The organism is Aliiroseovarius sp. F20344 (assembly GCF_023016155.1).
GTDB lineage: Bacteria > Pseudomonadota > Alphaproteobacteria > Rhodobacterales > Rhodobacteraceae > Aliiroseovarius.
This window is the reverse complement of the sequence record NZ_JALKBG010000008.1, coordinates 786861-799732: the sequence shown is the minus strand read 5'-3', so window position 1 is coordinate 799732 and position 12872 is coordinate 786861. Positions and strand designations below refer to the sequence as shown.

The window sequence follows — 12872 nt, the reverse complement described above, 5'->3', positions numbered from 1 at the left end:
AACACCCGTGAGCGAATGTATCAATCGAAAATGGTTCTTCGCTTCGGCTAGGGTTGCCCCACAACTATGGCGAAAATTGGCCACTTCTTCGTCAATATAAAGCTGAGTCCCCTTGGACCTTTTTAAGCGAGTGTTCAAGCAATCTTTTCGTCACTTTACCATGTGACACATTGCAGCTCTGGACCTCTGGCCACGAGAACCCTATATGTTTGCTCAGGATTAGAACGAGACCAACATGACCAATACAGCCGATACACGGATCGAAGGGGAACCCCTGATCAAGCCGTCCAGCGTCGAACACCCGCTCTATGATGCAGTGGTTGAAGCCTGCCGCACTGTCTATGATCCCGAGATCCCGGTGAATATCTTTGATCTTGGCCTCGTTTACACGATCGAGATCAACGACCAGAACGAAGTCGACCTGATCATGACCCTTACCGCCCCCGGTTGCCCAGTGGCGGGCGAGATGCCGGGCTGGCTGGTCGAAGCGATCGAACCAGTCGCAGGCGTGAAGCAGGTCAATGTCGAACTGACATGGGAACCGCCCTGGGGCATGGAGAATATGTCGGACGAAGCACGTTTGGAGCTGGGCTTTATGTAAACGCCCAGCGCAACCCATTTGGATTGCGAAACGTGAAAGGCAACCGAAAAGGGTTGCTAAACTTGAATCGCAACCAAAAAAGGTTGCATTTAGTCATTCGCAACCTATTATGGTTGCACCATGACTGAAAAACTGACGAATATCGCTGTCTTGACCGGGGACATCATCGGCTCGACCCAGATGTCGCCCGAGGATCTGGAGCGCGCATTTGAGGCGCTTTCGGACTGCGCCGAGACTTTGGCTGAATGGCACGGAGAAGACCTCCACTTCACCCGCCAACGCGGGGATGGGTGGCAGGTACGGCTTGCGCGGCCTGAACTGGCACTGCGATCTGCATTGGCCTTTCGGGCAGCGTTGAGATGCGAAGGCAAAGAGTTTTCGACATTTATGGCGGTGGCTGAGGGCGAAGCTGGGCCAATCCAGCCGGGCATCGATCTGAACATGTCCGCAGATCAGGTGTTTGTTGAAAGCGGTCGCCTTCTTGACAGTATGAAATCCAAAACCGTGAGTGTCGAACTCAGCCATCAAGACATCGGAGCGGTCAGCGCAGCCTTTGTATTGGTAGACCACATCTCTCAAAGCTGGACCCCCGCGCAGGCCGCTGCCATTTTACCAATGCTGGCACCCGGAGAAATACCCAGCTACTCTTCAGTCGCAAAGGGCTTGGGGAAATCTCGTCAAGCCATCACAAAGGCACTGGACGGCGCTGGGTTTGAATCGATCTGGATCGCATTACGCGCCATTGACATGCATGAGCTATAGACATGATTGAAACCTTCACAGCTCTCCTCTTCGCCCATGTGCTGGCTGATTTCGTGTTCCAAACCAAATGGATCAACGACAACAAGCAGCGCTTTCCGGTCTTGCTGCTTCACGCTTTGATCGTGCTGATCACCGCTCAGGCCGCGCTGGGCGTCTATGACGCGCCCGAACTGCTGGCGCTTGCCCTCGCCCATCTGGCCATCGACGCTGTGAAGCAATGGGGTGGATTCCGGAAACTTTCGGGTTTTCTGTGGGATCAAGCGGCGCATCTGCTGACCCTCTTGGCCGTGGCGGCATACGTGCCAAGCCTCTGGGGCGTATGGCCCGATACCGCCTTGCCCCTTATGGCGCTCGCCACAGGGTTTATCCTTGCCACCCGCGCCGGCGGATTTGCTGTGGGTCTTCTCATGCAGCCTCACTCCATGCGGATCCGCAACAACGGACTGAAGGGCGGCGGCTGGACCATTGGCGTTTTGGAGCGTGGGCTGGTCTTTGTCCTGATCCTGGCAGAGCTGCCCCTTGGCGTAGGCTTCCTGATTGCCGCCAAATCCATCTTGCGTTTTGGCACCGCAAGCCGTGACCAGCGCACTGCCGAATATGTGATCATCGGCACTTTGGCCAGTTTCGGCTGGGCCATCCTGATAGGTTTCGCCACCCAAGGCCTGCTTTCCCTTCTGCCCCCGCTTGAGATTACCGCCCTGCTTCCCTAAATTAGGGACAAGCGACAAGGATCACAGACATGTTCGGCATTCCCGGCAAATCACCTATCACCATGACCCCAGCAGCCGAGGCTCAGATTGCCAAGCTGATGGAGAAGGACGGCCATAAAGGCCTGCGCATCGGCGTCAAGAAAGGCGGCTGTGCGGGGATGGAATACACCATGGACTATGTCGACGAAGTTGAAGCCCATGACGAGGTGGTTGAACAGGGCAATGCCCGCGTGATGATCGCCCCGATGGCGCAGATGTTCCTTTTCGGGACCGAGATAGACTATGAGGTCTCGCTTCTGGAAAGCGGCTTCAAGTTTAACAACCCGAACGTGACCGAGGCCTGCGGCTGCGGTGAATCGATCAAGTTTGACGATACACTCTCTGCCGCCCCTGCGGATTTGAACGCCCCTCCGAAATTCTGATGTCTGTCACCAACAGCGACATCGCTTTTGTGAAAGAGCTCTTTTCCGGGCTGGGTCCGCTGACGCATCGCAAGATGATGGGTGGGGCCACGTTTTACTGCGACGGACAAGTATTTGCGATCCTGTCCAGCGAGGGTGAGGTCTTCCTGAAAGCGAAAGGCGGTTTTGCCGACGCTATGGTGGATGCGGGCAGCCGCATTTTCGGGATGAATGGCAAAACCATGGGATATTGGACCCTGCCCGAGGACGCCTTGGACGATCCCGAGCTTGCAACCGATTGGGCCCGCCGCGCGCTTGACGCGCTTTAAGAGGCGTTTCGCGTCATCAGGTGCAGATAGGTCTCATCAAACCGCTTCTTCATGTGGTCCCCAGCCAGAATGGCCTGATCCGCGCCTTTCGGGGCCACATTGGTGTCGTGGTTAGGATTGAAGAACATCGGGACAGATACCCGCTCGTCCCCTGATCCAACCACGCGGTGCAAGGTCGCTTTCACCCGGCCACCTGTCCACATTTCCAGCATCTCGCCGAAGTTGATGACAAAATCCCCAAGCGGTGCATCCACCGGCATCCAGGTTTCGTCTGCTCCCAGCACTTCAAGCCCGGCCACACCGTCCGAGGCCAAAAGCGTCACGCAGCCGTAATCCGTATGCGCCGCAATTCCGAAATCCTTGTCCCCCGCCCAATCCGGGCGCGGTGGATAGTAGTTTCCACGCAAAAGCGCCATCGGTCGGGTGAAGGCCGCATCGAAATAGGTCTCATCCTCGCCGATCGCGGCCGCAATTCCCCGAAGAACGCCCATCGCGACGCCCAAGGCTTTGGCGTAGTAAGCTTGGATGGCTTCGCGGAACTCCTCAAGCTCGGGCCATTGATTGTCACCGTAGACCGACAGGTTCTCTGCCCGCAAAGGGTCATCCGCGGCCAGTTCGAACCCGCAATCGAAGACTTCTTTAAAATCGGGATTGGCATCAGGATCCACTTGCTCGCTGCCTGCGGCCCCCCACCCGCGATTTGCACCCGTTTTCGCCATGTTGACGACGTCTTTCACCGCATCGGGCTGATGGAAGAACTTGCGATACATCGCAATTGTCGCAGACAGTTCATCATTGCTGATCGCCGTGTTGTGAACGGTCAGAAAGCCGACCTCCTGCACACCGCGCAACAGCTCGGCCATCGTGGCGGGGTCACGGGCATCAATCAGGGCAGCATCCAGTCTGGGGATCATCGAAAACCTCATAGATAGTCTTGCCCGCTTCTACAGGACGCACCATACGGATCAACGGCAAAATGGCCGCAGGACTTGACGCCCCGCGCGCCGCAATGGAAAACAGTCCGAACATCACAAGGGAGATCGACATGCGGCGCAAGATGGCAGCGGGCAATTGGAAAATGAATGGCCTGCAAGACAACCTGGCCGAGCTGGAGGCGCTGGCGCAAAGTTACGGTGACGCAGATTGTGATATCTTGATCTGTCCCCCGGCCACGTTGATCCACCGCGCGTCCTCGGTCTGCGGGGATGGCATCGCCATCGGTGGGCAGGATTGCCACAATGCCGAAACCGGCGCACATACCGGTGACATCTCGGCCCAGATGCTGAAGGACGCGGGCGCAACCCATGTGATCCTTGGCCATTCGGAACGTCGCGAAGATCACAATGAAAGCGACAACCATGTGCGCTTGAAGGCGCGCGCCGCAATTGAGTCTGGTCTGAAGGTTGTGATCTGCTGCGGCGAAAGTCTGGAAGAGCGCGAGACCAACAACACGCTTGATATTATCGGCGGACAGCTGGCGGGCTCGATACCCGATCAGGTCACAGGTGAAAATTTGGTTGTCGCCTATGAACCCATTTGGGCGATTGGCACAGGGAAAGTCCCGACGCTGGATCAGATCGGCGACGTGCATGATTTTATTCGCGCCCGTCTTGTGCGCCGCTTTGGTGACGGCGTCGGCCTGTCAACGCGCATTCTCTATGGTGGGTCGGTCAAACCAAGCAATGCCGCTGATATTTTCGGCGTGTCCAACGTCGATGGTGCGCTGGTTGGCGGGGCCAGCCTGAAGGCCGAAGATTTCGGTCAGATCATCGCGGCGCTTGCATCATCCTGATCCCTTTTAGGAATCACTTGCTCTTAACCCCGGCCATTGCGTCGGGGTTTTCGCATCTTGACAGATCACCCCAATTAATTAACATCGCAACTGTTATTCAAGGGAGCGTGCAATGAACTATGACGATCTGGCCGACTGGCAAAAAAAGGCCGCTGACTGGGCGCGCGATTATCACACGGGTCTGCGCGATCGTCCGGTGCGCCCGGATTTGGCCCCCGGCGAGTTTCTGGCCAAGATCGAGTCCCCGGTTCCCGAGATCCCAGAGCCGGTAGAAACGATATTTGACGACTTCACCCGCCTTGTGCCCGACGCCATGACGCATTGGCAGCATCCGCGTTTCTTTGCCTACTTCCCTGCCAATGCCGCCCCCGCTTCGATGCTGGCCGAGCAACTGGCCAACGCGATGTCGGCCCAAGCGATGCTGTGGCAGACCGCCCCTGCCGCCAATGAAATGGAGGATTTGGTGATCCGCTGGTTGCGTGACGGAATGGGTCTGCCCGAAGACTTCACCGGCACCATCCATGACAGCGCGACAACCGCTACGTTCTCCGCCGTAACCACGATGCGAGAGCTTGCGCTGGATCATACCGGCATCACCAAAGGACTCTCCGGTGCGCCTCAGCTTCGCATCTATGCCAGCGCGCAGACCCATTCCAGCGTCGACAAGGCCGTTCGCTTGTCGGGGATCGGGCAGGACAATCTTGTAAAGGTGCCCACAATTCCTGGCCACCCCACATGGTCTATGGACCCGGACGCGCTGGATCGTCTGATCCGCGACGACATCGCCGCCGGGCGTAAACCTGCAGGCGTCGTGCTGTGCGTCGGCGGCACCTCGATCGGGGCCTGCGATAACATTGCTGCCTGCATCAAAGTGGCGCAAAGCCATGGGCTGACCGTTCATGTGGACGCCGCGTGGGCGGGGTCCGCGATGATATGCGAAGAGTTCCGTCATCTGTGGGCGGGGATCGAAGACGCTGACAGCATCATCTTCAACCCGCATAAATGGCTGGGCGCGCAGTTCGATTGCGCCGTGCAGTTCCTGCGCGATCCCGGTCCGCAAATCGGCGCAATGGGGCTGCGCCCAGAATACCTGAAGACGCAGGGCGCGGACGAGATCGTAAATTACAACGAGTGGACCCTGCCCCTTGGCCGCCGGTTCCGCGCGCTGAAAATCTGGTTCCTCTTGCGCGCCGAGGGCCTGTCGGGCCTGCGCGCCCGCATCCGAAACCACGTCGCGTGGGCGAACGAGGCGAGCGAGGCCATCGCCGCCCTGCCCGGCTTCGAGATTACGACGCCTCCGATCCTATCGCTCTTTAGCTTCCGCTATCGCGACGACGCGAAAACCGCCGAATTGTTGGAGCGTGTAAACCGCGACGGACGCATCTATCTGACGCAGACCTATCACGACGGATCCTTTGTCATTCGAGTGTCTGTAGGACAATTCACCTGCACGCGAGAAGACGTGATGGCCATCCCCGCCGTTCTATCCGAGCTTGCAAAAGATCTGTAACATTAGGAAATCTTTACATTTTCATGATTACCCTCTAATCTAGAGGGGCTGGTGTCACGGGCAACTGACATTTTATTGACCAAAGCTCGGCACACCTACGCCTGTATCGCCCCTTATATTAGAGGCAAGCGAGAGAGGGTATTCACATGGATCGTTTCCGTGAACATTATCTGGGCCGCCACGCTGAAAATCTGACGGACAGCTGCACTGCCCACCACACCGACACTCTGCCTGACCGACACCATTTCGGGCAGCACTTCACCTTTCGCGAATATGTGGCCGACGGGGTTGTACATGGGCTTGGGGTGATCGCCGCGCTTATCGGATCCATCACCTTGATCCTCTGGGCGTCAGGGGATGCGCCAATGGGACACCTGCCGCCACTGCTTGTTTATGGCATCGGGATGGTCGCCAGCTTCGCGCTTTCCGCTGCCTACAACATGACCCTGCACACATCTGCCCGCTCTGTCCTTCGCCGCTTTGATCACGCGGCGATTTTTCTTTTTATAGCAGCCACCTATACGCCCATCGCGCTGATTGGAATCGGGGGCGGAACTGGTTTGGCATGGGCTGCCCTAATCTGGACCGTGGCGCTTGTTGGCATGGCGCTGAAGCTCTTTTTCCTATGCCGGTTTGAACGCACCGGCTTCATGCTGACCCTGATGCTGGGCTGGATGGGGGTTTTGATGATCGGACCATTGCTGGCGAGCGTTAGCCTTGGGGTGCTGATCCTTTTGGTGGGCGGCGGGTTTCTGTTCACCATCGGCACGCTGTTTCACCTACGCGACCACTGGCCCTTCAACCGGGCCATATGGCATGTACATGTGCTTTTGGGCGCCGCGGCCCACTATGCTGCTGTCGTGATGGTTGCGTGGTCCTAACCCCTGATTAACATCCCAAGGGGTCCAGAAAGCGTCATGCCAAATGACGCAAACGGAATAGAATCCCCAACATTCGTCTCCAATAGTTAACACTGTGGAGGAACCCTATGGACCGACTGGATTGGAAAATCTCGCTCGTTGTGCGCACCATCGGCGCAGAACGCGGTCGCGCGGCCCGAGGCCGCCCCTGCTGACGTCATTTCTTAGAAATTGACGACACAGCAGGAAGGACAAATCCATATGACAACAAGAACTTCACGCCGCTCTGGTGGACGGCAGGCCCGGCAGGCGCTTCGTGCGGCCCCGTTGGCCAAGGAATCGCGCCCGGTGCGCGCAGGCCTTGAAGGTGGCACCTATAAGCCCCTGACACAGGCCGGAATGGAACGCATCCACCAAGCCGCACTTGATGCGCTTGAACAGATCGGGCTGGCTGACGCTCCGGCATCGGGCATCGACATCATGACCCGCGCAGGTGCCATTCTTGGCGATGACGGACGGTTACGCTTCCCACGCGCCTTGGTCGAAGACATGCTGGCGAAAGCCGCGAAAGGGATCACCCTTTGCGCGCGTGATCCTCAACATGACCTAAACCTCTCCGGCAACCGCGTGCACTACGGTACGGCTGGGGCGGCGGTCCACATGGTCGAACCCGACGGCAAGGACTATCGCGACAGCACCGTGCAAGACCTGCATGACGCGGCCCGGATTGTGGATCAGCTGGACAACATCCACTTCCTGCAGCGTCCCATGGTCTGCCGGGACATCCTGGACAATCGTGAAATGGATCTGAACTCGATCTATGCCTGCGTGACCGGGACAAAGAAACATATCGGCGTGTCCTTCACCGAGCCAGATTTCGTGGATGACGGGATCGAGCTTTTGCACATGATGGCGGGGGGCGAAGACGCCTGGCGCGCGCGGCCCTTCGTCTCGAATACAAACTGCTTTGTTGTGCCACCCATGAAATTCGCCACCGAAAGCTGCGAGGTGATGGAGAAAGTCATCGCTGCCGGTATGCCGGTGCTGCTGTTGTCGGCAGGAATGGCCACCGCTACCGCCCCGCCCACCTTGGCGGGTGCAATCGTACAGGCTGTGGCGGAGTGTCTGGCAGGCGTGGTCTATGTCAACGCGATCTCACCCGGTCATCCTGCGATTTTCGGCACATGGCCTTTCGTGGTCGACCTACGATCAGGCGCGATGTCGGGCGGATCGGGCGAACAAGCGTTGCTGGCGGCTGGATGCTCACAAATGCACCAGTTCTATGGGTTGCCCGGTGGTGCGGCCTCGGGGTTCTCGGATTCCAAGCTGCCAGACATGCAAGCCGGGTGGGAGCAGATGTGCTCGAACGTGATGGCCGGTCTGTCTGGGTTGAACATGGTGTATGAGGCAGCAGGCATGCACGCGTCCCTTCTTGGGTTCTGCCATGAAAGCCTGATCTTGGGCGATGACATCGTTGGGCAAGCCCTACGCTGCGTGCGTGGGATTGAGGTGACAGAAGATGCCGTGGATCTGGATCTGATGAAATCCGTCTGTCTGGATGGCCCCGGGCATTATCTTGGCGCAGATCAGACGCTCAGCCTGATGCAGACCGAATATGTCTACCCATCTCTTGGCGATCGATGTTCACCTAAAGAATGGGCTGAAGTGGGCAAACCAGATCTGGTGTCAGCAGCCACCGCGCGCAAAGAATCTATTTTGGCGGAGCGTTCGCAGGCGCTGTTGGATCCGGGCGTTGATGCTGCAATTCGCGAGCGTTTCAACATCCATCTGCCGAAGTAATCTGAACCGTCAGGACCGGGGGTTTTGCACCCCCGGTCCCCCGAAGGATATTTCGAACAAGAAAAAGGGGTTAGTTGGCTTCGGACTTTTCTTCCAGCTCCAACCATTCTTCCTCGGCAGCAGCGAGTTTCTGTTGCCGCTCGGTCAGGCCTTCGGACGCTTTCTTGAACTTCACCGGTTCTTTTGAAAAGAGATCCGGATCCATAAGGAACTCTTCCAGTTTGGCAATCTCGGCCATGAGGCGGTCGATTTCGTCTGGAAGCACTTCCAGCCGGTGCTTTTCGGTGAAGCTCAGCCCCGTTGGGGCTTTCTGTTCCCTGGGTTTCTCTTTCTGTGCAGGCTTGGGTTTGTCGCTTTTCTTGGCGCTTGGCGCTGCCACGTCTTGTCGTTGCGCGCGATAGTCAGACCAGCCGCCGGCGTAAGCTGTGGCAATCCCGTCCCCTTCCATCGCAATGGTGCGTTCTGCGACGCGATCCAGAAAGTCACGATCGTGGCTGACCACCAGAACCGTGCCGTCAAAGCCTGAGATCAGCTCTTGCAGCAGGTCCAGCGTTTCCACGTCCAGATCGTTGGTGGGTTCATCCAGCACCAATAGGTTCGATTGCCGCGCCATGATACGGGCAAGGATCAATCGCGCCTTTTCACCTCCCGAGAGGGATCGCACGGGCGCACGGGCCTGTTCATCTGAGAACAGGAATTCTTTTAGGTATCCGACGACGTGTTTTGGATTGCCGCGCACCATGACCTGATCGGATTTGCCCGAGATGCTCATTTCCGGGTCCGAGGTCAGGTTTTCCCAAAGGCTGGAATTTTCATCCAGCGTTGAGCGGTTCTGGTCAAACACGGCCATTTCAATTCCGGTGCCAAAGGACACACTGCCAGTGTCTGGTTCTTCCTGCCCGGTCAGAATTTTCAGAAGCGTGGTTTTCCCTGCGCCGTTCGGTCCAACAAAGGCGATGGTTTCCCCGCGCATGACGCGCAGGTCGAAAGGTTTCAGGATCACCTTGTCGCCGTAAGACTTTGAAATTCCTTTGGCTTCAATCACTTTTCGGCCCGACTTGGGCCCAGCTTCCAATGCCATTTCAGCAGCACCTTGCCGTTTGATCTGCGAGGCCCGGTCGGCTTTAAGATCCTGCAAGGCGCGTAGCCGTCCTTGATTGCGTTTGCGGCGGGCTGAAATCCCCTCAACCGCCCAACGCGCTTCCGCTTTGATTTTGCGGTTCAGTTTATGGCGGTTCTGATCTTCTTCTTCCCACATCTTGTCGCGCCATGCTTCAAAATGCTCGAACCCTTTTTCTTGCCTGCGCACCTCGCCCCGATCGACCCAGAGCGTTGCTCGGGTCAGTGCCCGCAGGAAGGCCCTGTCGTGGCTGATCAGAACAAAACCCGCGCGCGTCTGCTTCAGCTCATTCTCAAGCCATTCGATCGCTTGAATATCCAAATGGTTGGTTGGTTCGTCCAGTAACATCAGCTTTGGCGCCTCGGCCAGAAGCTTGGCCAAAGCCGCGCGACGACGTTCCCCACCAGATGCGGTTGAAACCGGCGTGTCCAATCGCATCTTCAACCCTTCGGCCACGCGTTCAACAAGGTAATCCTGTCCGGGTTCCAGCCCGGACGCGGCGAACTCTCCCAGTGTTTCAAATGCGGACAGATCGGGGTGCTGATCCATGTATCCAACCGTCACGCCGGGCGACAGAACACGGGTTCCGCTGTCCGGTTCCACCATGCCTGCCATGATCTTCATAAGTGTCGACTTGCCAGACCCGTTGCGCCCCACCAGCGCCACGCGGTCACCGGGCTGAACTACAAGATCCAAGCTGTTAAAAATGGGATCGCCGCCAAAGGTCAGGGCGATATCGTTCATTTGCAGAAGGGGTACACGTGCCATGCCGCCGGGTTACGGTCTTGGGCGCAGCTGGTCAAGGCGATGTAACGGACAATACTTAGGCAGAGGGAACCACGGCCCGCAGAAGACGCGCGCGCGCAGGTGGGACCGAAGCGATCTCGACCCCCGTAAACACATGCAGCGTATTCAGATCGTGATCCACCACCGCATGATCAGACACCCAGCCTCCCATCATCAGATAGGTACGCAACAGGGGCGGCAAGCCTAGCATCGCGCGTTTCGCATCCGGCTTGCGGCGTAAACGCTGCGCAAAACGAAAAACCTTGGGGGCTTTGACACGGGGCAGCCAGCGTTTTGGCGCAATATGGCGATCACGGAGCAGCGCAAACGTATCCAGATAGCGCGCTTCGTCTGTTCCCTGAAAGGACGAACACCCAAACATCAGGCCAATATTTTCGGCATCCACATAGCGGGTCATCGCCCCCCACGCGACGCGCAGAATATCAGCCCCGTCTCGCGCATCCGGGTCGATGCAGAACCGCCCCAATTCGATCATCGGGGCCGCATAATCGCGCAGCGCTGAAAGCTCATAAAACTGTGCAGAATAGCTGTCTCCGATGGATTGCCCGTTCTGAAACGGCATCAGCCGAAAGCAGGCAACCAGCTTTCCGGTCTGTTGGTCTTCGACCAGCACATGGCGGCAAATCTCGTCATACGCGTCGCTGTCCACCCCCTGCCCCGTGCGGAAGCACTTGTGGCGCAACGCTTGTGCTGCGCGAATGTCAGCCTGCGTTTCGTCAAACCGTGCCCGGTATCGGGGCGTATTCAGTGTCGGCATATCTTGCCCCCGCCAGTGGCGTAACCTGCTTGGGTCATCATATGTGGCCGCCCCATCGTGTCGACAAGATATGACATCATCATGACGTGGCGAAAGGAAAACCCACGGCGTGGAGCCACACGGACAATATAAAAAAGGCGCCGGATGACCGACGCCTTAGTATTCTGGATTTCGCAGCCCTTAGCCACCGCCAAGTTGCTCGGCTAAGTCGATGCGCCCGAAGGAACCAAAGAGCTGACGCAGGAAGCTGACGCCCTTGATGTTGCTTTCTGTTACACGACGCTCAAGCACAATGACGCGGCCATCTTCAAGACCGAAGCGTTCGATGTTCTCCACCCGTCCTTTGCCATCAAAGCTGATTGCCAGCACTTCGCGGTCGATCTCTTTCGGGGCGTTGTAAAGGTAGTGCTCGAATCGCGAGCGCACATAGTAGTAGGCGCTATCGGCCAAAATACCCGCAGTCCCGGGCTTGCCGATCGCTTCTGTGACGGTCTCGCGGGTGTCTTTGCCGACGACCAGAAGATCCACATCTTCTTTCACAGGCATATATCCGTGATTGCGATAGGTCGCAGCACAGGCGGCCAGAGAGATCGCAAGCGTTGCCATTGCGACGGCCTTGCCAGCTTTCTTCAGCCCATCCGTAAGATAAGACATATGCTCCCCTTGCGTTCTGCCCATGCTTCTGGGTATCGGCTTATCGCAGGAATGGCCACGGTTCAAGAAACGATACCGATCTTGTATCTGGTTCTTGAGGATTACCACCATATCCGCCCGCGATCGGTCAGGAGAAACGTCAATGAGCATCGAAAGGCCCGAAAAGGACCAGCAAACGCCCCTGTTTAAACATGTCCTGCGCGTTTCTGATCTATCCACCAATGTAGATACGCAGTTCGAACTTGTGCCAGCAGATGCCGATTGCAAAGCCATTGCTTTAGACCTTGGCCTGCCGGCCCTACGAAAGTTGCGGTTCAAAGGGACGCTTTCAGCCCGCGGCAAAACGGATTGGCAGCTGAAAGCACAGCTTGGCGCCACCGTCGTGCAGGACTGCGTTGTGACCCTTGACCCCGTGACCACACGCATTGAAGAGGCGGTAAGCCGCCGTTGGGTGCGTGATCTGCCCGAGCTTGAGATGGGTGACGAAGTTGAGATGCCCGAAGACGAAACCTTGGAGCCTTTGGGGGCCGAGATTGATCTGGGCGCAGTGATGATCGAATCCCTTGCGCTGGCCTTGCCTTTGTTTCCGCGCGTCGAAGGGGCTGAACTTGATCAGCAGAATTTCGCGGCTCCGGGTGTTGCCCCGATGAGCGATGAAGATGCAAAGCCTTTCGCCGGCCTGTCAGCACTCAGGGATCAACTGGCGGGCAAGGATGGGTCTGACGATAGCTGATGTTGTGCGCAGCACCGGCTGTGAAACGCCAATAAA

At 57.4% G+C, this 12872-nt stretch carries 14 protein-coding genes; 10 read left to right on the top strand and 4 right to left on the bottom strand.

What is annotated here, in order from left to right; genetic code table 11:
• Positions 1-235: 235 nt before the first annotated feature.
• The 5 genes from MWU55_RS12900 to MWU55_RS12880 all read left to right on the top strand — a co-directional run bounded on the left by MWU55_RS12900 (position 236) and on the right by MWU55_RS12880 (position 2803).
• Entirely contained in the window at positions 236-601 is a 366-nt protein-coding gene (locus tag MWU55_RS12900) for an SUF system Fe-S cluster assembly protein (RefSeq protein WP_246936596.1), read from the top strand.
• A 120-nt stretch (positions 602-721) separates the two neighbouring features.
• On the top strand, positions 722-1363 hold the full coding sequence (locus MWU55_RS12895; RefSeq protein ID WP_246936594.1) for a MarR family transcriptional regulator: 642 nt from the start codon (positions 722-724) through the stop codon (positions 1361-1363).
• A gap of 2 nt (positions 1364-1365) precedes the next feature.
• On the top strand, positions 1366-2073 hold the full coding sequence (locus MWU55_RS12890; RefSeq protein WP_246936592.1) for a DUF3307 domain-containing protein: 708 nt from the start codon (positions 1366-1368) through the stop codon (positions 2071-2073).
• A 29-nt stretch (positions 2074-2102) separates the two neighbouring features.
• A complete protein-coding gene (locus MWU55_RS12885; RefSeq protein ID WP_246936590.1) occupies positions 2103-2495 on the top strand; it encodes an iron-sulfur cluster assembly accessory protein in 393 nt (130 codons plus the stop codon).
• The gene (locus tag MWU55_RS12880) at positions 2495-2803 is read left to right on the top strand and encodes a TfoX/Sxy family protein (protein ID WP_246936588.1); all 309 of its coding nucleotides are present in this window, start codon (positions 2495-2497) and stop codon (positions 2801-2803) included. The genes MWU55_RS12885 and MWU55_RS12880 overlap by 1 nt, the downstream gene beginning before the upstream one ends.
• On the opposite strand, the gene MWU55_RS12875 is transcribed toward MWU55_RS12880, so the two are convergent.
• Positions 2800-3717: a 2-oxoglutarate and iron-dependent oxygenase domain-containing protein gene (locus MWU55_RS12875; RefSeq protein ID WP_246936586.1), complete on the bottom strand. Its 918-nt coding sequence runs from the start codon at positions 3715-3717 to the stop codon at positions 2800-2802. The genes MWU55_RS12880 and MWU55_RS12875 overlap by 4 nt on opposite strands.
• A gap of 131 nt (positions 3718-3848) precedes the next feature.
• Between MWU55_RS12875 and tpiA the strand changes: the two genes are divergently transcribed.
• The 4 genes from tpiA to MWU55_RS12855 all read left to right on the top strand — a co-directional run bounded on the left by tpiA (position 3849) and on the right by MWU55_RS12855 (position 8765).
• Complete coding sequence (tpiA, locus tag MWU55_RS12870; protein WP_246937913.1) at positions 3849-4595, top strand: triose-phosphate isomerase; 747 nt, start codon at positions 3849-3851, stop codon at positions 4593-4595.
• Positions 4596-4707: 112 nt separating this feature from the next.
• On the top strand, positions 4708-6105 hold the full coding sequence (locus MWU55_RS12865) for a pyridoxal-dependent decarboxylase (RefSeq protein ID WP_246936584.1): 1398 nt from the start codon (positions 4708-4710) through the stop codon (positions 6103-6105).
• A gap of 146 nt (positions 6106-6251) precedes the next feature.
• The gene (locus MWU55_RS12860; RefSeq protein ID WP_246936582.1) at positions 6252-6986 is read left to right on the top strand and encodes a hemolysin III family protein; all 735 of its coding nucleotides are present in this window, start codon (positions 6252-6254) and stop codon (positions 6984-6986) included.
• Between the two features lie 240 nt (positions 6987-7226).
• Complete coding sequence (locus MWU55_RS12855; protein ID WP_246936580.1) at positions 7227-8765, top strand: trimethylamine methyltransferase family protein; 1539 nt, start codon at positions 7227-7229, stop codon at positions 8763-8765.
• Positions 8766-8835: 70 nt separating this feature from the next.
• Here the strand turns inward: MWU55_RS12855 and MWU55_RS12850 are convergent, their stop codons facing one another.
• From MWU55_RS12850 to bamE, 3 genes are all read right to left on the bottom strand, one after another.
• Positions 8836-10653, bottom strand: coding sequence for an ABC-F family ATP-binding cassette domain-containing protein (locus MWU55_RS12850; RefSeq protein WP_246936579.1), 1818 nt, complete (start codon positions 10651-10653; stop codon positions 8836-8838).
• Between the two features lie 55 nt (positions 10654-10708).
• Complete coding sequence (locus MWU55_RS12845) at positions 10709-11449, bottom strand: GNAT family N-acetyltransferase (RefSeq protein ID WP_246936577.1); 741 nt, start codon at positions 11447-11449, stop codon at positions 10709-10711.
• Between the two features lie 180 nt (positions 11450-11629).
• Complete coding sequence (bamE, locus tag MWU55_RS12840; RefSeq protein ID WP_246936575.1) at positions 11630-12103, bottom strand: outer membrane protein assembly factor BamE; 474 nt, start codon at positions 12101-12103, stop codon at positions 11630-11632.
• Positions 12104-12245: 142 nt separating this feature from the next.
• Between bamE and MWU55_RS12835 the strand changes: the two genes are divergently transcribed.
• Entirely contained in the window at positions 12246-12836 is a 591-nt protein-coding gene (locus MWU55_RS12835; RefSeq protein ID WP_246936573.1) for a DUF177 domain-containing protein, read from the top strand.
• Positions 12837-12872: the final 36 nt, after the last annotated feature.

Coding starts and splice junctions, on each gene's coding strand:
- MWU55_RS12900 (WP_246936596.1), top strand. CDS start 236: ATGACCAATACAGCCGATACACGGATCGAAGGGGAACCCCTGATCAAG.
- MWU55_RS12875 (WP_246936586.1), bottom strand. CDS start 3,717: ATGATCCCCAGACTGGATGCTGCCCTGATTGATGCCCGTGACCCCGCC.
- MWU55_RS12890 (WP_246936592.1), top strand. CDS start 1,366: ATGATTGAAACCTTCACAGCTCTCCTCTTCGCCCATGTGCTGGCTGAT.
- MWU55_RS12850 (WP_246936579.1), bottom strand. CDS start 10,653: ATGGCACGTGTACCCCTTCTGCAAATGAACGATATCGCCCTGACCTTT.
- MWU55_RS12835 (WP_246936573.1), top strand. CDS start 12,246: ATGAGCATCGAAAGGCCCGAAAAGGACCAGCAAACGCCCCTGTTTAAA.
- MWU55_RS12845 (WP_246936577.1), bottom strand. CDS start 11,449: ATGCCGACACTGAATACGCCCCGATACCGGGCACGGTTTGACGAAACG.
- tpiA (WP_246937913.1), top strand. CDS start 3,849: ATGCGGCGCAAGATGGCAGCGGGCAATTGGAAAATGAATGGCCTGCAA.
- MWU55_RS12860 (WP_246936582.1), top strand. CDS start 6,252: ATGGATCGTTTCCGTGAACATTATCTGGGCCGCCACGCTGAAAATCTG.
- MWU55_RS12855 (WP_246936580.1), top strand. CDS start 7,227: ATGACAACAAGAACTTCACGCCGCTCTGGTGGACGGCAGGCCCGGCAG.
- MWU55_RS12865 (WP_246936584.1), top strand. CDS start 4,708: ATGAACTATGACGATCTGGCCGACTGGCAAAAAAAGGCCGCTGACTGG.
- bamE (WP_246936575.1), bottom strand. CDS start 12,103: ATGTCTTATCTTACGGATGGGCTGAAGAAAGCTGGCAAGGCCGTCGCA.
- MWU55_RS12880 (WP_246936588.1), top strand. CDS start 2,495: ATGTCTGTCACCAACAGCGACATCGCTTTTGTGAAAGAGCTCTTTTCC.
- MWU55_RS12895 (WP_246936594.1), top strand. CDS start 722: ATGACTGAAAAACTGACGAATATCGCTGTCTTGACCGGGGACATCATC.
- MWU55_RS12885 (WP_246936590.1), top strand. CDS start 2,103: ATGTTCGGCATTCCCGGCAAATCACCTATCACCATGACCCCAGCAGCC.